Source organism: Sphingomonas kyeonggiensis (assembly GCF_030812785.1).
Lineage (GTDB): Bacteria > Pseudomonadota > Alphaproteobacteria > Sphingomonadales > Sphingomonadaceae > Sphingomonas > Sphingomonas kyeonggiensis_B.
In genome coordinates this window covers 1,225,911-1,247,511 of the sequence record NZ_JAUSTJ010000003.1, presented here as the reverse complement: position 1 = coordinate 1,247,511, position 21,601 = coordinate 1,225,911, and the positions used below count along the sequence as shown (strand labels likewise).

Annotated in this window: 26 protein-coding genes; 5 read left to right on the top strand and 21 right to left on the bottom strand. The window is 67.1% G+C overall.

Annotated elements, in window-relative coordinates; all coding sequences use genetic code 11:
- Positions 1–8: 8 nt before the first annotated feature.
- From erpA to J2W22_RS23060, 9 genes are all read right to left on the bottom strand, one after another.
- Positions 9–350 carry an iron-sulfur cluster insertion protein ErpA gene (gene erpA, locus J2W22_RS23100; RefSeq protein ID WP_307120620.1) on the bottom strand — a complete coding sequence of 114 codons (342 nt, stop codon included), beginning with the start codon at positions 348–350 and terminating at the stop codon, positions 9–11.
- 223 nt (positions 351–573) lie between these two features.
- Complete coding sequence (locus J2W22_RS23095) at positions 574–1,863, bottom strand: Hsp70 family protein (RefSeq protein WP_307120619.1); 1,290 nt, start codon at positions 1,861–1,863, stop codon at positions 574–576.
- Positions 1,864–1,911: 48 nt separating this feature from the next.
- Positions 1,912–2,643, bottom strand: a complete 732-nt coding sequence (locus J2W22_RS23090) for an SDR family NAD(P)-dependent oxidoreductase (protein ID WP_307120618.1) — start codon at positions 2,641–2,643, stop codon at positions 1,912–1,914.
- 72 nt (positions 2,644–2,715) lie between these two features.
- Entirely contained in the window at positions 2,716–3,300 is a 585-nt protein-coding gene (locus J2W22_RS23085) for a TetR/AcrR family transcriptional regulator (RefSeq protein ID WP_307120617.1), read from the bottom strand.
- 111 nt (positions 3,301–3,411) lie between these two features.
- Positions 3,412–4,602 (bottom strand): M23 family metallopeptidase, encoded by a 1,191-nt coding sequence (locus J2W22_RS23080; RefSeq protein ID WP_307120616.1) that lies wholly within the window; start codon positions 4,600–4,602, stop codon positions 3,412–3,414.
- Between the two features lie 123 nt (positions 4,603–4,725).
- The gene (locus J2W22_RS23075) at positions 4,726–5,526 is read right to left on the bottom strand and encodes a ferritin-like domain-containing protein (RefSeq protein ID WP_307120615.1); all 801 of its coding nucleotides are present in this window, start codon (positions 5,524–5,526) and stop codon (positions 4,726–4,728) included.
- Between the two features lies 1 nt (position 5,527).
- Positions 5,528–5,866, bottom strand: a complete 339-nt coding sequence (locus J2W22_RS23070) for a hypothetical protein (RefSeq protein ID WP_307120614.1) — start codon at positions 5,864–5,866, stop codon at positions 5,528–5,530.
- Positions 5,866–6,339, bottom strand: a complete 474-nt coding sequence (locus tag J2W22_RS23065; protein ID WP_307120613.1) for a peroxiredoxin — start codon at positions 6,337–6,339, stop codon at positions 5,866–5,868. Before J2W22_RS23065 ends, J2W22_RS23070 begins: the two co-directional genes overlap by 1 nt.
- Before the next feature lie 10 nt (positions 6,340–6,349).
- Positions 6,350–8,998 carry a bifunctional [glutamine synthetase] adenylyltransferase/[glutamine synthetase]-adenylyl-L-tyrosine phosphorylase gene (locus J2W22_RS23060; protein ID WP_307120708.1) on the bottom strand — a complete coding sequence of 883 codons (2,649 nt, stop codon included), beginning with the start codon at positions 8,996–8,998 and terminating at the stop codon, positions 6,350–6,352.
- A gap of 113 nt (positions 8,999–9,111) precedes the next feature.
- Here J2W22_RS23060 and J2W22_RS23055 point away from each other — a divergent pair, with 113 nt between their 5' ends.
- Entirely contained in the window at positions 9,112–9,285 is a 174-nt protein-coding gene (locus J2W22_RS23055; protein WP_307120612.1) for a hypothetical protein, read from the top strand.
- 75 nt (positions 9,286–9,360) lie between these two features.
- Here the strand turns inward: J2W22_RS23055 and J2W22_RS23050 are convergent, their stop codons facing one another.
- The 3 genes from J2W22_RS23050 to J2W22_RS23040 form a co-directional block, all read right to left on the bottom strand.
- Positions 9,361–10,020: a sigma-70 family RNA polymerase sigma factor gene (locus J2W22_RS23050; protein ID WP_307120611.1), complete on the bottom strand. Its 660-nt coding sequence runs from the start codon at positions 10,018–10,020 to the stop codon at positions 9,361–9,363.
- 95 nt (positions 10,021–10,115) lie between these two features.
- A complete protein-coding gene (locus tag J2W22_RS23045) occupies positions 10,116–10,253 on the bottom strand; it encodes a hypothetical protein (RefSeq protein ID WP_307120610.1) in 138 nt (45 codons plus the stop codon).
- A 72-nt stretch (positions 10,254–10,325) separates the two neighbouring features.
- Complete coding sequence (locus J2W22_RS23040; RefSeq protein ID WP_307120609.1) at positions 10,326–11,123, bottom strand: response regulator; 798 nt, start codon at positions 11,121–11,123, stop codon at positions 10,326–10,328.
- Between the two features lie 303 nt (positions 11,124–11,426).
- Here J2W22_RS23040 and J2W22_RS23035 point away from each other — a divergent pair, with 303 nt between their 5' ends.
- From J2W22_RS23035 to J2W22_RS23025, 3 genes are all read left to right on the top strand, one after another.
- Positions 11,427–11,573, top strand: coding sequence for a NepR family anti-sigma factor (locus J2W22_RS23035; protein WP_307120608.1), 147 nt, complete (start codon positions 11,427–11,429; stop codon positions 11,571–11,573).
- Positions 11,574–11,583: 10 nt separating this feature from the next.
- Positions 11,584–13,158: a sensor histidine kinase gene (locus J2W22_RS23030; RefSeq protein ID WP_307120607.1), complete on the top strand. Its 1,575-nt coding sequence runs from the start codon at positions 11,584–11,586 to the stop codon at positions 13,156–13,158.
- A gap of 289 nt (positions 13,159–13,447) precedes the next feature.
- The gene (locus J2W22_RS23025; protein ID WP_184000565.1) at positions 13,448–13,582 is read left to right on the top strand and encodes an entericidin A/B family lipoprotein; all 135 of its coding nucleotides are present in this window, start codon (positions 13,448–13,450) and stop codon (positions 13,580–13,582) included.
- Positions 13,583–13,642: 60 nt separating this feature from the next.
- Here J2W22_RS23025 and tatC read toward each other — a convergent pair whose 3' ends face one another.
- From tatC to argS, 8 genes are all read right to left on the bottom strand, one after another.
- Positions 13,643–14,419 (bottom strand): twin-arginine translocase subunit TatC, encoded by a 777-nt coding sequence (tatC, locus tag J2W22_RS23020; RefSeq protein WP_307120606.1) that lies wholly within the window; start codon positions 14,417–14,419, stop codon positions 13,643–13,645.
- A complete protein-coding gene (gene tatB, locus J2W22_RS23015) occupies positions 14,416–14,925 on the bottom strand; it encodes a Sec-independent protein translocase protein TatB (protein WP_307120605.1) in 510 nt (169 codons plus the stop codon). The genes tatC and tatB overlap by 4 nt, the downstream gene beginning before the upstream one ends.
- Before the next feature lie 55 nt (positions 14,926–14,980).
- Positions 14,981–15,217 (bottom strand): twin-arginine translocase TatA/TatE family subunit, encoded by a 237-nt coding sequence (locus tag J2W22_RS23010; RefSeq protein WP_307120604.1) that lies wholly within the window; start codon positions 15,215–15,217, stop codon positions 14,981–14,983.
- A gap of 74 nt (positions 15,218–15,291) precedes the next feature.
- Positions 15,292–15,897: an SMC-Scp complex subunit ScpB gene (scpB, locus tag J2W22_RS23005; RefSeq protein WP_307120603.1), complete on the bottom strand. Its 606-nt coding sequence runs from the start codon at positions 15,895–15,897 to the stop codon at positions 15,292–15,294.
- Positions 15,894–16,628, bottom strand: a complete 735-nt coding sequence (locus tag J2W22_RS23000; protein ID WP_307120602.1) for a segregation and condensation protein A — start codon at positions 16,626–16,628, stop codon at positions 15,894–15,896. The genes scpB and J2W22_RS23000 overlap by 4 nt, the downstream gene beginning before the upstream one ends.
- A gap of 135 nt (positions 16,629–16,763) precedes the next feature.
- Positions 16,764–17,771, bottom strand: coding sequence for a beta-N-acetylhexosaminidase (gene nagZ, locus J2W22_RS22995; RefSeq protein WP_307120601.1), 1,008 nt, complete (start codon positions 17,769–17,771; stop codon positions 16,764–16,766).
- Between the two features lie 66 nt (positions 17,772–17,837).
- Entirely contained in the window at positions 17,838–18,557 is a 720-nt protein-coding gene (locus J2W22_RS22990; RefSeq protein ID WP_307120600.1) for an SPOR domain-containing protein, read from the bottom strand.
- A gap of 9 nt (positions 18,558–18,566) precedes the next feature.
- Positions 18,567–20,288 (bottom strand): arginine--tRNA ligase, encoded by a 1,722-nt coding sequence (argS, locus tag J2W22_RS22985; RefSeq protein WP_307120599.1) that lies wholly within the window; start codon positions 20,286–20,288, stop codon positions 18,567–18,569.
- 177 nt (positions 20,289–20,465) lie between these two features.
- Between argS and J2W22_RS22980 the strand changes: the two genes are divergently transcribed.
- Positions 20,466–21,119 (top strand): TetR/AcrR family transcriptional regulator, encoded by a 654-nt coding sequence (locus J2W22_RS22980; RefSeq protein ID WP_307120598.1) that lies wholly within the window; start codon positions 20,466–20,468, stop codon positions 21,117–21,119.
- A gap of 13 nt (positions 21,120–21,132) precedes the next feature.
- Here J2W22_RS22980 and J2W22_RS22975 read toward each other — a convergent pair whose 3' ends face one another.
- Entirely contained in the window at positions 21,133–21,561 is a 429-nt protein-coding gene (locus tag J2W22_RS22975; RefSeq protein ID WP_307120597.1) for a hypothetical protein, read from the bottom strand.
- Positions 21,562–21,601 lie beyond the last annotated feature (40 nt).

The following is a 21,601-nucleotide window of genomic DNA, read 5'->3' as shown; positions in this document are numbered from 1 at the left end:
GGCGCTCTTCAGACGGAGAAGCTGGTGCCGCAACCGCAGCCCGAGGCCGCGTTGGGGTTGGTCACGGTGAAATGCGCGCCGCCGAGATTGTCGACGAAGTCCACGGCCGAGCCACGGACGAGGTCGAGGCTGATCGAATCGACCACCAGCCGGACGCCGTCCAGCTCTGCGACGGTGTCGTCGCCTTCCACGTCCTCGGCGAAACCGAACTTGTACTGGAAGCCCGAGCAGCCGCCGCCCTCGACCGAGAGGCGAAGGATCGCCGGCTTGCCCTGTTTCGCCGCAATCGCCGCGACGCGCGCGGCGGCGGACGGGGTCAATGCGATCTCGGGCTGGGTTAGCGTTGCCATGGGGTGGAGATAGGCGCGCGGGGGCCGAGAGGCAATGTCACCAAGAGATCCAATTATCCTCGTCACCCCGGCCTTGTGCCGGGGTCCACCGGGAGGCGAGCACGGGACAAGAGGCCATGGGATCGGACGTGCGGCGTAGTGGACCCCGGCACAAGGCCGGGGTGACAATTTATAGGCTGTTCCACCTGCTCCCGGATCGCATCGGCGAAGTGGTACTGCCCGCCTAGGCCGCCCAGGCGGCGATGTCGTCCTGCTGGCCGATCAGGGCGAGGCCGTGCGCGATCGATGTCAGCTCGCCGCCGCTGGCGATGCGCTCGGCGCCGAAGCGATCTGTGAACAGCCGGCGGACGCGCGGAGTGAGCGAGGTGCCGCCGGTGAGGAAGACCCGGTCTATCGCGGCGGGCTCGACGCCAGCCTGGGTCAGTGCCTGGTCGACCGCGCCTTCGATCCGGGCGATGTCGGGCGCGATCCACGCCTCGAAGGCGGCGCGGGTGACGTCCGCCTCGATGCGGAGGTCCGGACCTTCGAAATGGAAATGCGCCTGCTCCTCGGCCGACAGCGCCCGCTTGAGCGCACCGACCGCGTGATAGAGCTGATAACCCATCTCGCCCTCGACGATCGCGATCATCCGCTCGATCGCCTTGGGATCGAGCGCGGCGCGGCGCAGCTTGTCGAGCTCGGCCAGCGTCTTGCGGTTGCGCATCAGCGCGAGGCGCGACCAGTCCGAGAAATCGGTGAACCAGCCGCCGGGAATGTCGAGGATCTTGTCGAACGAGCGATATTTCCCGCCCTTGCCGAGCATCGGCAGGATAAGGTGATCGACGATGCGCTGGTCGAACCGGTCACCGGCGATGCCGACACCGGCATGGGCGAGCGGGGTGCAGCGCCGCGGGGCACCGCGCTCGGCGATGCGCACCACCGAGAAGTCGCTCGTGCCGCCGCCGAAATCGGCGACGAGCACGGTGGCGGGCTCGTCGAGACGCGAGGCATAGCTGAACGCTGCGCCTAGCGGCTCATAGACATAATGGATCTCGGCACCGAAGCCCTCGAACATCATGTCGTAGCGCGCGCGGGCGAGCGCGGCATCGGGCCGGGCGCCGGCATATTCCACGGGGCGGCCGACGATGACGCGGCCCGCCTGCCCGTCGAGCGCGCCCTTTGCCTTTTCCCGCATCAGCCGGAGGAACAGCCGGCCCATCTCCTCGAACCGGTAGCGACGCTCGAAGACGATGGCGTGCTCGAAGCTGGCGCTGGCCGCGACCGACTTGAACGACTGGAGGAAACGGCTGGTCTCGGGGGAATCGAGATACTCGGCGATCGCCCAGGGCCCGGCCGCGACTTCGAGCGCGCCGCGGGCATTGCCCTCTTCCCAGAAGCACAGGGCCGAGCGGAACACCGCGTCGTCGTCTTCCGGGCCCTGCAGCAGGACGAGATCGGACACCTCCTCTGTCGCGTGCGCCGCGACCGAGTTGGTGGTACCGAAATCGAAGCCGAGAGAGGATGAAGAAGCCATGATCCGGCGGCTCATAGATGGGGCCGCCGGATTTTCCCACCCGGTGCGTTACAGTACCCAGCCGCCATCGATCGTGATGCTCTCACCGGTCATGTAGCCCGATTCCGCGCCCGCAAGATAGGCGATCAGCCCGGCAATCTCGGCAGGGCTGCCGACGCGGCGCATCGGGCTCTTGCCCGCGAGCATCTCGATCGCGCCGGCATTCATGTCGGTATCGATCGGCCCGGGCTGGACATTGTTCACGGTGATGCCGCGCGGTGCGAGGTCGAGCGCGATGCCCTTCACCATCGCAGCGACCGCCGCCTTGGTGAACTGATAGACGCTGGTGCCTGGATAGCCGGTGCGCACGGCGGTGTTGCTGCCAATCGTGATGATCCGCCCGCCTTCGGGCAGATGCGCCGCCGCGGCCTGGATCGCAAGGAACACGCCGCGCACGTTGATCGCCAGCATCTGGTCGAGTTCCTCGAGGCTGACCGCCTCGATCGGCCCCATGCGCAGGATGCCGGCATTGACCACCACTGCGTCCAACCCGCCGAAATGCGCCGCCGTCTGCTCAACCGCTGCGCGGATTGCGGCGGGATCGGCGCTGTCGGCCTGGATCGCCAACGCCTTGCTGCCGGCCGCCGTCAGCCTCTCGACCAGTGCCTCCGCCGAATCCGGCCGCGAGACATAGGTGAAGGCGACCGCGAAGCCCTCGCGGGCAAGCCGCTCGACCGCGGCGGCACCGATCCCGCGCGAACCGCCGAACACCAGGGCGGTCTTGCTCTTCTCATTCTGCATGTCTTTGTTCCTTTCTTGATAGATCAGTCAATAATTAGGCGAAGAAGGATAGTTTCCAGCTGTGCCGGCTTTTCAGGCCGGGCGCAGGCGATCGATGGTGAAGCGGGCGAGCGTGGTGAGATCGGCGGCACTGGCGCCGGCACGGGCGGCGAGCTGCAGGCCGGTCATGGTCATCTGGATGAAGCCGGCGATCTCGGCGGGGTCGAGGTCCGGCAGAATCTCTCCCGTCGCCTGGCCTTCGCGGATCCGCTCGGCGATGCGCGTGCCGAGCAGCGTGCCGATCCTGGCGCGCTGCTCGACCAGCGCCGGATCGCTGATGCCGAACTCGCCGACCGAGCCGACGCCCATGCAACCGAGCGCACGCCGCGCATCCTCCTCCGAGGTAAGGCCGATGAGCAGGTCGCTGATGCCCTGGATTGGTGAGGCCGGCGCGTTGAGCCGGGAAAGATGCCCGCCCACCGTGCGGCGCTGATAGGCGCCCAGCGCCTCCATATAGAGCTGCTTCTTGTCGCCGAACGCATTGTAGACGCTCTGCCGGCCGATCCCCATCGCCTGGATGAGGTCGTCGGTGGAGGTCGCGGCGAAGCCCTTGGCCCAGAAGACCTGCATCGCCTTGTCGAGCGCGGTGTCCCGATCGAATTCCCGTGGTCTTGCCATGATCGCTATCTAGCGATTATTGATAGATCAGTCAATAATAAGCGACGCACAAAAGAAAGGGGGCCGCCTACACGGGCAGCCCCTCTCCTCTCCTGACTCTGAAAGTCGGTGTTACTTGTTCTTCGCCGGGCCGCCCACGCCGCCCTGGACGCGGTCCTGCACCGAGGCGAGATACTCGCCGGTCTGCAGGAAGGGGATCGGGTTCACGGCCTTGCCATCGACGCGCACCTCATAATGGAGGTGGCTGCCGGTCGAGCGGCCGGTCGAGCCCATCAGGCCGATCAGCTGGCCGCGCTTCACGCGGGCATTGTCGGCGACGATGATCTTCGAGAGGTGGCCGTAGCGCGTCTCGATGCCGCGGCCATGGTTGATCTGGACGAGGTTGCCATAGCCGCCCTGGCGGCCGGCATGGCTGACGACGCCGTCGGCGGTCGCGTAGATCGGCGTGCCGAGCGCGCCCGGGATGTCGACGCCGGCGTGCATCGCGGCCGTGCCGCGGAACGGATCCGAGCGGACGCCGAAGTTCGAGGTGAAGGTCAGCTTGTCGACTGGCTGCATCGACGGGATCGAGATCACCGTCTGCTCGAGCATGTCGAGCTTCTTCCAGGTGACGAACAGCGCACGGAACTGGGCGTCCGCGGCCTCGGCCGAGGCATCGCTGCCGTTCGCATTGTCGTTGTCGATCGGCTCGTACGGGCCGCCCATCGCCGGCACCTTCACATAGCGCTCGGGCGAGAGACCGAGGCGGCGGAGCTCGCCGGCGGTCTGGTTGTAGCGGGCCTCGCCCGCAGCGCGAGCCTTGCCGGCCATCGCAACCTGGCGGGCCTCGACCTGCTTGAGCGGGGCGAGGACTTCGCTGGCGACGGCGCTGGTGCGGGCCGAAGTGTTGGGGAGCGGCTGCTCGATCACGGCGCGGTCGCCCTTGCCGGTGAGCGTGGCGCTGATCAGGGCCTGATGCTGTTCGACGCGGGCGGCCTGGAGGCGGGCTGCCTCCTTGGCGGCAGCGACATCGGCCTGCATCTTCTCAACCTGCTCGCGCATCTTGGCGACCTGCGCCTCGGGCGAGGCGGGCGTGCCGGTCACGCCGCTGATCGCGATCGCGCCGACGGCGGCCTGGGCCACGCCATAAGCGGAGAACAGCACGGTGACGGTGCCGACGCCGGCGAGCAGCGCCTGGGTGCGGCCGGCGATGCTGAAACGCTTCAGGTCGCGGCCGTCATGAAAAATAAAATCGCGGGTAGTGAAGAAAGCACGGAACCGCTGAGCTGCGGTAGCGGTTTTAGAGTTCGACGCCTTAGCCATGATTCCCCGGCAAGTTTCATGGAAGCAAGCACCGAAACGCGACCCGGTTGCCCTACTTCTATTGTCATTCGTCGCAGGAAGCAGCCCCTCCGCCTTCTGGACGGTGGCTTGTGACCCGAGGAGTCAGTTCACCGCAAGGGGTTGGTAATAATCGCGGGACAAACCGGCTGAGTCGCGCGCCGAGTCGTTGAACGGTGGCTTAATTGCTCCGCGGAAATGCCGTGCAACCAACGCATGCCATGTTGCGTGCGGGACAAGATTCAAGTCGCGACAACGCGATTCGAACCACACCGTTCCGGCGCGAACATGCCGGATCTCGTCGTTCACGATCCGTGTGAGGATGCGGGTGGTAACTGCATCATCCGCCGCGGAAAATCGCTCGATCGTGGCCGGCGTGACGTCAAGCCCGCGCGCTTCCAGCACCATCGGGACGACTGCCAGACGGGCAAGCGAATCATGCGCGGTCTCGGCGGCGGCGTCCCACAGCCCGTCATGCGCGGGCATGGCACCGTAGAAGCTTCCGAGGCTCCTCAGGCGGCGATCGAGCAGGGCGAAGTGCATCGCCTCGTCGGCGCCCACCCCCATCCAGTCATCGGTGAAGCCGCGCGGATATTCGCCGCCGAACCGGCCGGCCGCGTCGAACGCCAGGTCGATCGCGGAGAACTCGATATGAGCGAGCGCGTGGATCAGCGCGATCCGCCCGCGCTCGGAGCCACCCTTGCCGCGCTTGGGCATGCGGTTGGGCGGAAGCAGCTCGGGCTGGTCCGGCCGCGCCGGACGATCGGGCATCATGACGTCGAATTCGAAGGCCAGCCGGCCGAGCCGCCAGTCGCGCGCGGCGGCACGCGCTGCCTTGATCTTGTCGATCGGCGCCGCCGCGGTCAGCACCGCGCGGCAGGCCTGGGCGACGCTGCGTGCCGCCATGTCAGGTGCGGTCCGATCCCGGCGCGCAGCCCTGGGGCATCGCCGGCGCAGGCACCTCGCCGAACTGCACCGGCATCGGGAACCAGCGGTTGCGCCCGCCCTCCTCGCCCGGTTGCGCGGCCGGCCATTTGAGCCCGCGAACCCAGTCCAGCACCGCCTTGTCGCGCGCGGCATCGCCCTTGAAATCGAGCAGGAAGGCATCCACCCTGCCCTCGCGGTCGATCTTCACGCAGACCAAGGCGGCGGTGTTGAGCAGCGCGCGCGGCACCGGCGGCAGGTCCTGCGCCTGCGCTGGCCCGGCGAGCGACAAGGCCGCAAACAGGGCGAGCCGCCACAACATCAGTGCGCCTGCATTTCCTTGATCGATTCGAGCACATCGACCGCGTGGCCGGGGACGCGCACGCGGCGCCAAGCGCGGAACAGCTTGCCTTCCGCATCGAACAGGAAGGTCGAGCGATCGATGCCCATGTAGCGCTTGCCGTAGAGCTGCTTCTCGACCCAGACGCCGAACGCCTCCATCGCCGCGCCCGAGGTGTCGGTGGCGAGCGGCACGGTGAGGTCGTACTTGTTGATGAACTTCTGGTGCTTGATCGGCGGATCCTTCGACACGCCCAGCACCTCGGCGCCGAGCGCGGTGAACTCGGGGATCAGCGCGGAGAAGTCCTGCGCCTCGCGGGTGCAGCCCGACGTATCGTCCTTGGGATAGAAATAGAGGACGAAGGGCTTGCCCAGCTTGTCCGCCAGCGCGATCGCCTCGCCTTCGGTCCCGTCGAGCATGACCGCGGGGATCTTGTCGCCTTCCTCGATTGCCATTGTCTTCTCCTCAGGCCGGGCCGCGCACCGACGCCCAGCAATCGCGGACCTCCTGCCGGGTCCGGTCGAGCTGCGCAACCACCTCGTCCCAGCTGCCGAGCCGGAGCGCACGGGCGATCAGCGCCTGAGTGGGCGCGCGCGGCTCCTGCGCGTCGGGCGCGACGAGGCGCATGGTCACGAGCAGCCGGGTGAGGAAGTCGTGCGCGGGACGCATCGCGGGTGGCAGCAGCCCCTGCCCCGCCAGATCGTCGATCGCCGGGCCGAGGCGCGGCTCGAAGCCGGTGCGGTGGACGAGCTGGACGGTGTGCACCGCGAATTCGAGGTCGACCAGCCCGCCGTCGAGCAGCTTGGCGTCGAGCGGACCCTTGGGCGGCTTGTGCGCCGCCATGTCGGCGCGCATCTTCGCAGCCTCGGCGGGGATGTCGCGGTCCGGGCGGGCGCCCTTCAGCACCGCATCGATGATCGCCTGCACCCTGGCGCGCGCCTGGGGCGAGCCGAAGACCGGGCGGGCGCGGGTAAGCGCCATATGCTCCCAGGTCCAGGCATCCTCGCGCTGGTATTTCTCGAAACCCTCCAAGGAGACGACCAATGGTCCCTGTGCGCCGGAAGGGCGCAGCCGGGTATCGACTTCGTAGAGCGGCCCGGCGGGCGTCGGCACCGAGAGTGCCGCGGTGACGCGCTGGCCGAGCCGGTTGTAGTACATCACCGCGCCCAGCGGCTTGGCGCCGTCGCTCTCCGCGGCATAGTCGCCGGTGAAGAGATAGACGAGGTCGAGGTCCGAAGCGTGGGTGAGCGCCTGCCCGCCCATCCGGCCGAGCGCGAGGATCACCAGCTCGCTGTCCGGCACCGCGCCATGGTTACGCGAGAATTCCTCTACCGTGGCGGCCGCGAGCGTTTCGATCGCGGCCTCGGCGACGCGGGCATAGCCGGCCGAGGCTTCGAGCGGATCGCCCGCCCCCGCGACGATTTGCGCGCCCAGGGCGAAGCGCTTCTCGTTGACAAAGCGGCGGACGAATTCGAGCTGGTACTGATAGTCCGAGCCCGGCTCCCAGCGGCGCATGCCGGCGGCGAGGGTATCGATATCGGGCACCGGCTCCAGCGCGGTCGCGTCGATCAGCCCGTCAAGCAGCTCGGCGCGGCGCCCCAGTTGCTCGGCGAGCGTCGGCGCCAGCGCGAGGATCTGGCCGAGCAGTTGCGCGAGCCCCGGTTGCGCCTCGAGCAGGCGGAAGAAGTTGATCGCGCTCGGCAGGCGCGAGAGCATCGCGTCGAAGCGGGTGATCGCGTGCACCGTGTCCGGCGCGCGGGAAAAGGCATCGATCAGGCCTGGCAGCACCGATTCCAGTGCTTCGCGCGCCGCCGGCGTGCGGAGCGCCGGATAGGTACCGCCGCGCCAGCCCTGGACGATCCGCGCGGCGCCGTCGGGGCGCTCGAAGCCGGCGGCGGTGAGCTTCGCCTCGAGCGGGATGCTCTCGCTCGGCAGCCGCTGCTCCTCCTCGCCGGCGAGGCTGTCATAGATCGTGCCGACACGTACGACCTGCGGCTTGAGCAGGTCGGTAAGCGCAGTTCCGTCGGCCAGCCCGTGGAGCCGGGCGACATTGTCGAGCGCCGCCAGATTCTCGGGCAGCTCGTGCGTCTGGCGATCGTCGACCATCTGCAGGCGATGCTCGATCGTGCGCAGCGTGACATAGGCATTGGTCAGGTCGAGCGCCTCGTCCGCGCTGATCCGGCCCGCCTCGGCCAGAGCGGCTAGCGCATCGCGCGTCGCAGGCGCACGCAGGGACGGCTCGCGGCCGCCATGGATGAGTTGGTGTATCTGGGCGAAGAACTCGACCTCGCGGATGCCGCCCCTGCCCCGCTTCAGGTCATAGCCGGGCCCGAAGGCCTGGGCCTGGGAATAATGATCGCGGATGCGGCGGCTGATGTCGCGGATCTCACGGATCGTGCCGAAATCGAGCGCCCGGCGCCACACGAACGGACGGATCGCATCAAGGAAATAGCCGCCGAGCGCCAGATCGCCGGCACAGGCGCGGGCGCGGATGAAGGCGGCACGCTCCCAGGGCAGCGCCTGGCTCTCATAATAGGTGATCGCGGCCTCGACCGGCAGCACGATCGGCGTGACCTCCGGCGAGGGACGCAGGCGCAGATCGACGCGCAGCACATAGCCATTTTCGTCGCGCTGCTGGAGCAGCTCCACCACACGGCGGCCGATGCGCACCGCGGCTTCCTGCACATCCTCGCGCGGGCGGCAGGGCAAGGTCCCGGGATCGAAAACCAGGATCGGATCGATGTCCGACGAATAGTTGAGCTCGCGGCTGCCCTGCTTGCCAAGCGCGATCGCAGCGAAACCGCGCGGATCGGCATCGGGCGTGCGCTCGAGGATCGCCGCGCGGATCGCACGGTCCAACGCATCGTCGGCGAAATCGGTGAGAAGATGCGTGACACTCGTCAAATCGAACCGGCCCGACAGGTCGCCCAGGGCGACGAGGAGCGCGAGCCGGCGGCGCTCGATGCGCAGCCGCGCCCCAACGCTCATTTCGCCTTCGAAAGCACGCGCGGCTGCGCGTGGATTCACAAGGGCGGCATCGAGACCGGCGACCAGCTCGACTTCGCGTGCGAGCAGGTTTTCGAGGAAGGGCGCATGCGCGCTCGCCCGGGCAATGGCGTCGGCGAGATCGGCGGAGGAAGAGGATTGAGTCACAGAATCAGCCACCCGCGAAACGATGCGTTGCAAAATGTCAAGCAACAAAAAGAGAACTGAATTGTTCTAGCAACATGAACCAGACGACTTCAGCCACGGCCAGCGACGCCCGCCAGCCCGCATATCGGGTCGAGGCGCCCCGCGCCAGCGATGCAATCGGCCTGGCGCTTCGCGACGCCTATGTGCGCGACAGCGGCCTGCCCGACGACATGGCGGCGATGCTGCGCCAGCTTAACCGCCCGCGCTGAGATCCAATTCCCGGCACGCGAAAAGGCCGCGCTCCCGACAGGGAACGCGGCCTGAATTTTTCGTGCCGACCGGGATTACTTTACCGGCAGATCGCCGCGATCACGGCTAAGATCGTCCACTTCGCCCATGATCGTATCGAGCGCGGTCTTGCCCTCGGCAGTGCCCGGCTCGATGCGACGCGAGGGCAGTTGGCCTTCGGTCAGCAGATGTTCGAGCGCGACACGGCCGCGTGCCACGCGGCTCTTGATCGTGCCGACGGCGACCTGGCAGATCTCGGCCGCTTCCTCATAGGCGAAGCCGCCCGCACCGACGAGGATCAGTGCCTCGCGCTGGGGCTGGGGCAGATGCAGCAGCGCGCGCTGCATGTCGGAAAGCTCGACATGCCGGTCCTGGCTCGCCGGCGCTGCAAGCAGACGGTCGGCGACCAGATCGTCCCATTCGCCCTTGAAGCGGGCGCGGCGCATCTGGCTCAGATAGAGATTGCGCAGGATGATGAAGGTCCAGGCACGCATGTTGGTGCCCGCCTGGAAGCGCTTCCGCGCGGCCCAGGCCTTGAGCAGCGTCTCCTGCACCAGATCGTCGGCGAGATCCCGGCTGCCCGAAAGCGAGCGGCCAAAGGCACGCAGATGCGGGATGACGAGCGCGAGCTGCTTCTTGAACTCGGGATCGGAGAGCGAGACATGCTCCTGCGGCGCCTCGGTCCCCTTGTCCTCGGGCTGTTCGGACTGACTCATTCGTTCCCGCTTGTTTGCGTTGGCCGCGAAGCGACCGGTTCCAGAAATAGGCTTGGTGTCTGCGATTGCCAGCATATTTCGCGCCGTTCCCGTGCTCAGAACAGAAGGATCACGGCGAACGCGACGATAACCAGCACCAGGCCGTAACCCAGCACGTATCGCGTCATGTGCGGCGTAGCGCCGGCGCGGGCCTGCTCGCTGTCGATATGGATGGATTCGTCATTCTCAGCCATGCCATCAACAACTCGCGAGAACCGTTTTGGGTCCGTACCTGATGGAACCCGCGCCGGTTTTTTCGCGGATCGTCAGGCCGGAACGGTCGCCTGGTCGAAGAACAGCGCCTGGCTGATCGTCGTCTTGACGGTTTCCCGCTGGAACGGCTTGGTGATCAGGAAGGTCGGCTCCGGACGCTCGCCGGTGAGCAGCCGCTCGGGGAAAGCGGTGATGAAGATCACCGGCACCGAATATTCGGCGAGGATGTCCTTCACCGCATCGATGCCCGAACTGTCGTCGGCAAGCTGGATGTCAGCGAGCACAAGGCCCGGACGGTCTTCCATCGCCAACGCCACTGCCTCGTCACGGGTAACCGCGACGCCGGTGACCTCGTGCCCGAGATCGCGGACGATCTGCTCGAGATCCATCGCGATCAGCGGCTCGTCCTCGATGATCATCACGCGGGTGCGCGTCTGGCGCTCGATCTCGGCCACGGCCTCTCCAACGAGCTTCTGCACCTGTCCTGCATCCTCTTCGATCAGATAGCCGGCGTCCTCGATGCTGAAGCCCTCCACGGTGGTGAGCAGCAGCGCCTGGCGCGACAGCGGGGTGAGACGGGAGAGCCGCTTGCGGGCGATCGCCTCGTTCTCGTTGGTGGTATCCTCGACGACATCCTCTTCCTCGAGGTGCGTCGACTGCCAGATCGCCTGGAAGGTGCGATACAGGCCGAGCCGCGGATCGACATCACGCGGGAACTGATCCGGCGCCGCGACGATCGCCTCGAGCGCCGCACGCACATAGCGGTCGCCATCGGCCTGGCTGCCGGTGAGCGCGCGCGCATAGCGGCGGAGCAGCGGAAGGTGCGGCGCGAGTTGCTGTCCAAGCGACATGGTCGAACTTTTCTCCTACGAGTGCGGAACGGTTTGTTTCGGCGCCGTTCCGAGCTATTGCAATCCTCAATCGTGCAACCCGAAGGAGCCCCTCCCTGGATATTGCATCGGCTGTGGAACAAACGACTGGGGAATTGGTTTCATCGAACATGCTGCGTAGTGTTGCCGCACAGTCTCCGGCCCGATGCGACCGGTGGCTTTCGTTCACTTCCGGAAGTTGCATCCGGAGCAGGTCGCTTTTAGTCCGAGCCACGGCTGGCGCCATGGCGCAGGGGGGAATTGGTGCGTTCCGCGGATGAGAAAATGAAAAAGCCGCCCAAATCAGATGGCGGAAAGGAAACCGGTCGCCCCGGCCGCAATGTGGGCGAAGCGCTGCGTCAGGCCTATGACGAGGCCGTGAGCGAAGCCGTGCCCGACGACCTGCTCGACCTGCTGAAGAAGCTCGACTAGTCCGGAGCTGATGGAGATCCCGGAAGAAGAACCGCGCGCCAAGGTCCGTCCCGCGGCGACGCTGGGGGCTATGCCGACCGGCGCCAAGGTTTTCCTCTACCTGATCATCTGCCTGCTGCCGCTGGCGCTGATCGCGCTGTTCACCACGCTGCAGAGCACCCGCAACGCCGACACCGAGGCGCGGGCGCGGCTGCGCGTCGCCGCGAGCGAGAGCACCGACATCTTGCGCGACCTGCTGGTCAACCATGTCGGCCAGCTCTCCGGCGCGCTCGATGCGCTGGAGGCCGATCCGCACGACGCCCCCGCCTGCACCCGGCTCGCCGGCACCTTCGCCACCGCCACGGGCGCACGTTTCGCGATCACCAACGCCAGCGGGCGCGTGATATGCGGGCAGAATTTCGCGCTGGCGGGCACGGCGACACTCCAGCCGCGTCAGGTGCGCACCACGCTGCTCGAGGATGGCATGACCCTGCGCATCGGCGGCAACCGGGGCGGCTCGGCGACGGCATTCTACCCCGCCGCCACATTGGCCTCGATCGCGCAGCCGAGCGGCTTCGTGCCCGAATATGGCGCGGCGCTGGTGGGGCATGGCGACAAGCTGGTGCTGCGCAAGCTGGAGGGCGCGGGACCGCTCGACCGGCGCGAGACCATTCCCAACGACCTGGGCATAGACGGCGTGACGCTCCAAATGTCGATGCTCGGCACCCCGATCACCTCACCGATGATCATCAACACCGTGGTGCTGGTGCTGATGTGGCTCGCCGCGGCGGGGATCAGCTGGTTCGTGGTCGACATTCTGCTGATCCGGCCGCTGCGCCGGCTGCGCACCAGCGTCGGCGCCTACAAGCCGGGCGAGGTGATCGACATCAAGCGCTTCGGCGAGATGCCGGCCGCCGAGATCCGCGAGCTGGGGGATACGTTTCGCGAGATCAGCCGCACCGTGAAGGAACATGAGGCGGACCTGGCCGAGGGGCTGGTGCGCCAAACCAAGCTGACCCGCGAGGTGCACCACCGGGTGAAGAACAACCTCCAGGTGATCGCCAGCCTGATCAACTTCCATGCCCGCAGCGCCAAGAGCGAGGAGGCGACCGAGGCCTATGCCTCGATCCAGCGCCGGGTGGACGCGCTCGCCGTGGTGCATCGCCACCATTATGCCGAGCTGGAGGAGAATCGCGGGCTCGACCTGCGCTCGGTGATCGGCGAGCTCGCCGCGAACATCCGCGCCACCGCTCCCGAACGCGCGCAGGGCCTGGGCGTGACGCTGGAACTCACCCCGGTGCTGGTAAACCAGGACGTGGCGATCGCCATCGCCTTCCTGCTGACCGAGATCGTCGAGCTGGCGATGAGCTGCAATCCGGCGGCGCAGATCCGCATCTCGATCAAGCTGATCGAGGACGACGATACCCGCGCGCTGCTGCGGATCACGTCCCCTGCCCTGGTGGAAAGCCCGGCGCTCGAGGAACTGGTCGAGAATCGCTATGGCCGCGTGATCGGCGGGCTTGCCCGACAGCTGCGGACCAAGCTGCATCACGATCCGCTGACCGGCGCCTATGAAGCGGCGATCGCGATCACCGGCCGCCCCTGAACAGCCCGGATAAAAAGTTCGAAAAAAGTTCGAAGGGCATGGAACCCCGGACCGCGTGGTCCGTTTTGTACTTCGGATAGTGACCTTTTGCCCCCCCGCTCTCGCTATCCAAGACATGGGCCCGGAAGCGTCAACCCTCCCCCCCCCGGTGACGCCTCCGGGCCTAAAACTTTTCTGGGCCTTTCCATTTCTCCAGCGAGTTCAGGCAGTTGCTGCGCAGACGGAACGTTTGCGCGTGCCCGGGCATTTCTCTTCCGACCCTTATGGTCCGGTATTTTGGAGAGATGTGATGCGTAAGATCATCGCCTGTGTCGCCCTTGCGGGCGCGATGCTGGTTTCGGCCTGCAACACGGTCGAAGGCGTGGGCAAGGATGTTTCCTCGGCGGGCGACACCGTCGCCAAGACCGCCGACGACGCCAAATAAACCAGAACCGGCAGGAAAGAGAAACCCCTCCCGCGGCAGCCGCGGGAGGGGTTTTTCGTGTCAGGCGGCCTCGGCGGTCTCGTTCTCTGTATCGGCCGGGCGGCGGCGCCGTCGCGTGAACCAGATACCGACGAGCGACAGGAAATAGAGGCCGATCAGCGGGAAGGCGAGCAGCAGCTGCGAACCGACATCCGGCGGTGTCAGCACCGCGGCGATCGCGAAGGCGGCGACCACCGCATAGCGCCAGGCGCTCTTGAGCTGCTCATAGGTGACGATGCCCGAGCGTTCGAGCAGCATCAGCAGCACCGGCAGCAGGAAGGTGATGCCGAAGGCGAACAGGAACTGCATCACGAAATCGAGATATTTCTCGGCCTCGGGCAGCGCTTCCTGATGCACGCCTCCGCCGAGATCGCCCTGATAGCCGAGCAGGAAATGCAGGGCGGTGGGGATCGCGATGAAATAGGCGAGCGAGGCGCCGGCGATGAACAGCACCGGCGTAGCCAGCAGGAAGGGCAGCAGCGCCTTCTTCTCCTGCCGGTAGAGGCCAGGTGCTACAAACTGCCAGAGCTGCGTTGCGATCACCGGGAAGGACAGCATCATCGCGGCGAAGAACGCCACCTTCAGCTGGACGAAGAACGCCCCGAAGATCTGGGTGAAAATGATCTTGTTCTGCCCCGCCGCGGCAAGCGGATGGACGAGGAAACCGTAGATCTCCTTCGAGAAATAGAAGGAGGCGAAGAAGGTCACCAGCAGCGCGGCCACGCAATAGAGCAGGCGGCGGCGCAACTCGATCAGATGCTCGAGCAGCGGCTGCTGGGTGTCGTCGATGTCCCTCATTCGGCGGCCTCGGCAGGCGGTGCAGCCTTGCGGGCGCGGGGTTTGGCGGCCGGCTTGGCGGTTGCCACCGGTGCGGCCGCCTTGCGGGCGCGCGGCTTGGGCGCGGGCTCGGCCACGGCAGCTGCCGGAGCCTTGCGCGCGCGCTTCGGCTTGGGCGCCGAAACGCCGGGCGTCTCGTCATGGATGGCGGGTTGCTCGACCATCACCGGAGCGGCATCCTCGGTGACATGATGCACCTCGGCCTCCGCTGCGGGCGCGGGAAGCGCCGCCGGCGGATGCTGGGCCATGATGCGGGCGTTCTCCTCCGCCCATTGCTTCTCGAGCTCGGCAAGCTCCGACTCGCGGATCATGTTGTCGAACCCGGAGCGGAACTGGCGCGCGACGGCGCGCGCCTTGCCGAACCACTTGCCCACAAAGCGCATGGCCTTGGGCAAATCCTTTGGCCCGATCACGAGAAGCGCCACGATGGCGACGACCACGAACTCGGGCGCGTTGAAATCTAGCATCGATCAATCGCCAGAAGCGGCTCCCGGCGCCCTGAGCCGGGAACGGCGCGGAAGTTCAGAGCTTCTCTTCGCGTGCCGGCTCGGCCTCACGCTGCACGGTCGGCTCGGGAGCCGCCTTGCCCTCGATGCGGGTCGCCGGCTTATCGGCGTCGTCGTCCTCGGACATGCCCTTCTTGAACTGCTTGATGCCCTTGGCGACATCACCCATCATGTTCGAGAAGCGACCGCCGCCCAGCAGCAGGATCGCGACAACGCCCAACAGCAGCCAGTGCATCAGGCTGAAACTACCCATCACAAATCTCCTCGATTCCGGCTTTATCTAGGCGCGCCGGGCACCTGCGGCAATGGCCGAGACGCCGGGAGCCCCTATTCGTCGTCTGTGACAGTTTCGCTTTCGGACTCCTCGGCCCCTTCATTCTCCCCCAGCGCCTCGAAAGCGAGGTCGACCGGATCGAGCAGACCGGCGGCCTTGAGATCGTCGATCCCGGGCAGGTCGCGGCGGCTGGACAAGCCGAAATGGGTGAGGAAACCGCCAGTGGTGGCGTACATCAGCGGCCGCCCGGGCACCTCGCGGCGGCCGGCGGGACGGACCCAGCCCGCCTCCATCAGCACGTCGATCGTGCCCTTGCTGATCTGCACGCCGCGGATCGCCTCGATCTCGGCGCGGGTGACCGGCTCGTGATAGGCGATGATCGCCAGCGTCTCGATGCCGGCACGGCTGAGCTTGCGGCTCTCCTCGCGATTGCGGCGCAGCAGATGGGCAAGATCGGCGGCAGTCTGGAAATGCCAGCGGTCGCCGCGACGGACCAGTTCGACTCCGCGCCCGGCATAGAGCGCCTCAAGGGCAGCGAGCGCCGCCCGGACGTCCATCTCGGGGCCGACATGGGCGCGGATCTCGTCCAGATTCATCGGATGCTCGGAGGCGAACAGCACGGCCTCCACCGCGCGCGAGGCTGCGTCTTCGGGAGTCATCCTGCGGCCTTGAGATAGAGCGGTGCGAAGGCCGATTTCTGGCGGAGCTCGACCCTGCCCTGCTTGGCCAACTCGAGCGCGGCGACGAACGACGAGGCGAGCGCCGACTTGGCATAGGGACCGCTCGCGCCCTCGGGGAGGAAGGACTGGAGCGTGCTCCAGTCTATCCGCGTGCCGATCAGCGACGAGACGCGCTCGATCGCGGCCTCCAGCGTCATCACGTCGCGCTGCTGGACGACGTGCATCACCGGACGGGTGCGCGCACTGATTCGGCCGTAGGCGGCGATCAGGTCGTAGATCTCGGCCTCGTAACGCGCCTTGCGCAGCACGCGCAGTCCCTCAGGCGCGCCACGGAAGAAATTGTCGCGGCCGGTGCGGTCGCGCGCCATCAGCCTGGCGCCGGCGTCGCGCATCGCATTGAGCCGCTCGAGGCGCAGCTGCAGGCGCAGCGCCAGCTCCTCGGGGCTCGGCGTCTCCTCCGGGTTGCGCGGGAGCAGGAGAGCGGACTTCAGGTATGCCAGCCAGGCGGCCATCACGAGATAGTCGGCGGCAAGCTCTAGCTTCAGCTCGCGCGCCTGGTTCACATAGCCGAGATACTGCTCGACGAGCTGAAGGATCGAGATCTGGCGCAGATCCACCTTCTGCGTGCGGGCGAGCGCCAGCAGCAAGTCGAGCGGCCCTTCCCAGCCGTCGATATCGATCTTGAGGGTTTCCTGTGCCTCGGCGTCCATGGGCGGAGTTAAGCAGGTTGGAGGGGTGGTGTCATGCGCTTACTCCCTCCCCCTTCAGGGGTGAGGGGGAATTCGGCGCGCCATCGATACGCCCCTCTCCCCTGCCCTCTCCCCGCCAGCGGGGAGAGGGAGAAATCACGCCAGCGCCAGCAACTCGTCCCGCCTGGCGACCAGTTCCGCGAAGTCCGCATCGGGCTCATCGGCGCCGGTGGTGGCCATGGCACGGTCGAGGCGCTCGATGCATTCGGGCGTCGCATCGGGGAGCAGGCCGATGATCTCGACCATCTCGTCCATCCGCGCCCAGCAATCGAGCACCACGTCGCAGCCCGCGGCCAGCGCCTGGGTTGCCTTCTCGCCCGGCGTGCCGGACAGCGCCTTCATGTCGATGTCGTCGGTCATGAGGAGACCGTCAAAGCCGATGCGGCCGCGGATGATCTCCTGGACCACGGTCGGCGAGAGCGTGGCGGGGCGCTCGGCGTCCCAGGCCTCGAACACGACATGGCAGGTCATGCCCATCGGCGCACCCTTGAGCGCGTGGAAGGGCGCGATGTCCTGCTCCAGCGCCCCGGCATCGACCCTGACGCGCGGCAGCTCGAGATGGCTGTCGACAACGGCCCGGCCATGGCCCGGCATGTGCTTGACCACGCCGACAACCCCGCCCCGGCGCAGCCCCTCGACACAGGCCTGGCCGAGCGCCGCGACGCGCATCGGCTCGCTGCCGAAGGCGCGGTCGCCGATCGCCTGGGTGACTTCCGGCGTCACGACGTCGAGCAGCGGCGCACAATCGACGGTGACACCGACCTCGGCCAGCATCAGCCCGAGTGCATGATAATTGGCCCGCGCCGCCTCGATCGCCGAGATCGGCGCGACGTCATAGAGCCGACCGAACGCCTCGCCCGCCGGGAAGGCCGGCCATTCTGGCGGAACCATCCGGCTGACCCGGCCGCCTTCCTGGTCGATCAGGATCGGCAGGTCGGCGCGGCCGCTCAGTTCTCGCAATTGCTCGGTGAGTGCACGCATCTGGTCGCGGCTCTCGCAATTGCGCTTGAACAGGATGTAGCCGAGCGGATCGGCGTCCCGGAAGAAATCGCGCTCCTCGGCCGTGAGCGACAGGCCGGATACACCGAAGATTACAGGCTTCATGCCGTCGTCTTAGCGAAGCGGAAGGCCGGGTTTAACCCCCATTCCGTCCTCCCCCGGTCGTTACGGTCAATTCGCCACGTAGCAGCTTTCGCCGGCTACCTTGAGCTTGCCGCACAGTTCCTTGGCCTGGCTGTTCGAACCGGCATTCACGCGCAGGCGAAACAGCGCCTTGCCGTCCTTCTCGCCGCGCTCGACCGATTTGCCGAGCGGCGCGAGGTACGAGAAGCGCTTCGAGAGACGCGCCCAGGCGGTGTTGGCGCCGGCTTCGTCCGGGAAGGCACCGAGCTGGATCAGCGCGCCGGAGCCGCCCGCCTGCGGGGCGATCACCGGCACGCGCTTCGGCTGCGCGTCGGCCGTGCTGGCGCTCGAGGGGATCGCGACCTTGGCGTTCCTCTCACCGGTCAGCGACGGCGCCTTCTCGACGACCTTCCTGCCATCGACCGGCGCCTCGGGCAGCGCGCTCACGTCGATGCTCGAATTGCCGCTATTGCCCTGGCTGGTGGCGAAGACGGTATCGCCCTCGCCCTCCACCTTCATGCCGCCCGGCTCGTCGGGCTTGACCTTGTAGTCGCCCTCGGGCGCGGCGATCAGCTCGCCATTGCCGACCAGGCTCTTCTGCTTCTGGTACCAATAATAGCCGAACGCGCCCGCGCCGAGCACGGCAAGGAGCAGAAGGACGAGCAGCAGGATCCGGCCGAAGGAAACGCCTTCGCGATAATCCTCCTCCACCGTCTCGAGCCAGGGAAGGCGGTCATCGTCGCCGAATCCGGCCTCCCCCCCACGCATGTTCATTCCTTACATCTCCTGGACGGCCTCGACGCCCATGATGCGGAGGCCATTGCGGACAATCTGCCCGATCGAGCGCGCCAGATAAAGCCGTGCGCACGTCAGCGCCGCCTGGTCCGGCAACAGGAAGCGGCGGGTGGGATCTTCCTTGCCGAGGTTCCACAAGGAATGGAGTTCCGCCGCCAAGTCGTAGAGATGGAAGGCAATTCGGTGGGGTTCGCGCGCCGAGGCAGCCGCTTCGACGATACGCGGGAACTGCGCGGCGGCCTTCACCAGTTTCAACTCATTTGTATCAAGCAGAGACAGGTCCACATCGGCACAGGCTATCCCCGCCTCCGCGGTGCGGCGGCCGAGCGACGCCACGCGGGCGTGCGCGTACTGCACGTAGAATACCGGATTGTCCTTCGACGCCTCGACCACCTTGGCGAAATCGAAGTCCATCTGGGCATCGGCCTTGCGGGTCAACATGGTGAAGCGGACCACGTCCTTGCCCACTTCGTTGACCACATCGGCGAGCGTAACGAAGTTGCCGGCGCGCTTCGACATCTTCACCGGCTCGCCGTCGCGCAGCAGCCGGACCATCTGGACCAGCTTGACGTCGAACTTGGTCTCCCCGCCGGTCAGCGCCTGCACCGCGGCGACGATGCGCTTGACCGTGCCGGCGTGATCCGCGCCCCAGATGTCGATCAACTGGTCGGCCGACTGCGCCTTCTGGAAGTGATAGGCGAGATCGGCGCCGAAATAGGTCCAGGTGCCATTCGACTTCTTGATCGGGCGATCCTGGTCGTCGCCGAACTGGGTGGAGCGGAACAGCGGCAGCTCGACCGGCTCCCAATCCTCGGGAGTCTCGCCCTTGGGCGCTTCGAGCACGCCGTCATAGACGAACCCGCGCTCGCGCAGCCACGCCTCGGCCTGCTCGGGCTTGCCGGCGGCCTGCAGTTCCGCTTCCGAGGAGAACAGGTCGTGATGGATGCCGAGCAGCGCGAGATCGGCGCGGATCATATCCATCATCGCGGCGACGGCGGTCTTGCGGAACAGCACCAGCCACTCGCTCTCCGGCGCGGAGACATATTTGTCGCCGAACTCGGCAGCGAGCTTCGCGCCCACCGGTTTCAGATACTCGCCCGGATAGAGGCCCTCGGGGATCTCGATCGCCTCGCCCAGCGCCTCGCGGTAGCGCAGGTGCGCCGAGCGGGCGAGCACGTCGACCTGGCCGCCGGCGTCATTGACGTAGTATTCGCGAATGACCTTGTGCCCGGCGAACTCGAGCAGCGCAGCGAGCGCATCGCCCACCACCGCGCCGCGGCAATGGCCCATGTGCATCGGACCGGTCGGGTTGGCCGAGACGTACTCGACGTTCACCGTCGTGCCGGCGCCGACCGTCGAGCGGCCATAATCGTCGCCCGCATCGAGGATCGCCATCAGCTCGCCGCGCCAGGTGGCGTCGGTCAGCGTCAGGTTGATGAAGCCCGGGCCCGCGATCGAGACCGAAGCGACTTCGTCCAACTTCTCCAGCTCGGCACCGATCTTCTCGGCGAGCGCGCGCGGATTGGTGCCGGCCGGCTTGGCGAGGACCATCGCGGCATTGGTCGCGAGATCGCCGTGCGACGCATCGCGCGGCGGCTCCACCGTGATCGCGCGTCGCTCCAGCCCCGCGGGCAGGTCGCCGGCGAGGACAAGCGCATCCAGGGCAAGATTGAGATGCGCGGCGAAGCGTGCGTAAAGCGTCATTCACGGTTCCAGTGGTTGCGGAAGCGCGGGCTCTTAGCGGATGCGGGAGCGCGGCGCCACTGCGGTGACATGGGGTGCGCGACGGAAGTTTGCACGCGCCCATGTTGACGGACCTTCTTCCGAGCCGCCAAATGGATCGTGGCGGCGGCTCTCGCCGCGGAAATGGTTTGGAAGAACGTGGCGACTACAGCCTCGGGCAGGAAGCGGCGGACACAGGCGGAGCGCACGGCGGAGACGCGCGAGGCGCTGCTCGATGCCACGATCCGGCTGCTCTACCGCAACGGCTATAGCGGCACCTCGACCGAGGCGATCGCCGAGGAGGCCGGCGTGACCCGCGGTGCGCTTCATCATCATTTCGGCACCCGCGCGCAGCTGATGGCGGACGTGATCGGCACGGTCTACGACCGGGAACGGCTCGCCTATGAGGAGATCGCGGCGGAGACCGGCCGCGGCGGGCATATCTCCGACTGGCCGGAGATGCTCTGGGAAGTGCTGAGCCGGCCTTCGGGCCTGGCGGTGCTGGAGATCCTCCAGGCCTCGCGCAGCGACGCCGAGTTGGCCGCCCTGGTCACGCCGATGCAGGCTCGGGTCGAGCAAATGTCGCTCGAGGCGATCAAGCAGCAGTTCGGCAGCGGCGACGATGCCGGCGTGCTCGCGGGCATCCGCCTGTTCGTCTGGGCGGCGCGCGGGCTGTCGATCGCACAGGTGCTCGCGCCGAACCCCGAGGAGATGCGGCGCTCGGTCGACTTCCTCAAGCTGCTGATCGACGGTGCGATCCGCGCGGGCGCGATCGACACGCGGGGCCGGCCGATATCGCCTTCTGAGGGGTAACCGGAAGCGGGGCTCAGGGAACCGGCTGCCCTTCGCGGCACACCGCGGCGATGTTGCCAAAGTCCGCGGAGCCATCATCGGTGGCGAGCATCTTCAGGTGCCCGAGCCAGACGAAGCGCCGGAATACCGGATCACGTGCGGTGCGCTTCTCGCCACAGGCGATCTGCGGCGCATCGCGGCGGGCGACGACATCCCGCAGCTCGGCGCGGGAATCCCCGATCGAGGCGAGGATCGAGGTTTCAATAGGTGAGCGCGTCGGAGATGCAGAGGCGGAAGGCTCGGGCACCGGCGCCGGACTCGGCGAGGCCGCCGGAGCAGTTGGGCGGACCACGACCGCACCAGCCTCGGGAGCTGGAGGCGTCGCCGGCCAGGCAATCAGCGCCGCGATCACCGCCACCGCGACGGCACCCAGAACAAAGAGCATCTTGCGACGTGCCGGCATGTTCTTCCCCTCCCATATCCAGAAAACGGCCGCGCGCCGC